The following is a 977-nucleotide window of genomic DNA, read 5'->3' on the forward strand; positions in this document are numbered from 1 at the left end:
TTCCACCACCTTGTCGAACGGCATGCCGACGCTCAGGAGTTTAGACATCGTGGTGCCGAGGTCCCACACTGCGAAGTTCAAGCTGCGCAGATGAATATCGGTGGAGATCGAAAATGGTAGAAGTCCGCGCTGGATCGCGACTTCCGCCACACGGAACGAGAACGATGCGCCGCCGTGACCGATGTCGAGACGTATCCCCTCACCTGCACAACGCGCCGCCAGTTCGAACAGATCATCGTCCTCGATGATGCTGCTACCGACCTTGCCGTTGAAGCAGTGTGTGATGATGTCTCCCGGGCCGAGGATTTCAAGGACCTCGTCATAGAGCGCCGGCGGTTCGCCAACATGCACCATCATCGGGATTTTCAGTATCTTGGCGAGCTTCTTGCCGACTTTAACCGGAGTGACACCCCAGGAGCCCGTGATCACATGACTGGCACGCACCTTCAGTCCGACAATATGATCGCGGTTTTCATTGACGCAGGCAACAGTTCGATCGATGTCGATCGACTTGATGTCGCTGAGTTCGCTGACCCGGTTGCAGGCTACCAGCCCGATTGAGCCGAGGTTCAGAAACGCCTTGATACGTTCACGTGCCGGATCAATGATGTATTCGCGAAATCCATGGAAATTGGCTTCACCCGCCGAGCCCGCATCAACGATGGTGGTGACACCCCGCTCGGCGCCGCATAGTTGCGGACGCACCGAAATATCCGTGCCGCCATGCCAGATATGCGTGTGTAGATCGACCCAGCCCGGGGAAATCCATGCGCCCTTGCCGTCGACACGGCGCACATCGCCGTGAACATTCAGCGAAGGACCAAACTCGGCAATCTTGCCGTCAGCATCGATCAGGATGTCGATGCTGGACGAAGGCGTGTTCGGTCCGAACGAAACCGGTTTGACATTGGTCAGCAGCAAACGCCCTTCCATTGGAGAACCGGCGGTTGCAGAAGATGCAGGCATGATCAAAGATC

At 56.9% G+C, this 977-nt stretch carries 1 protein-coding gene; it reads right to left on the bottom strand.

All coding sequences use genetic code 11. The features are described from left to right. A partial coding sequence (locus ACXJ5O_RS28255; RefSeq protein ID WP_457302803.1) for an amidohydrolase/deacetylase family metallohydrolase occupies window positions 1-966 on the bottom strand: 966 nt, incomplete at its 3' end. Window positions 967-977 lie beyond the last annotated feature (11 nt).

This window comes from Phyllobacterium sp. P5_D12, assembly GCF_054049495.1.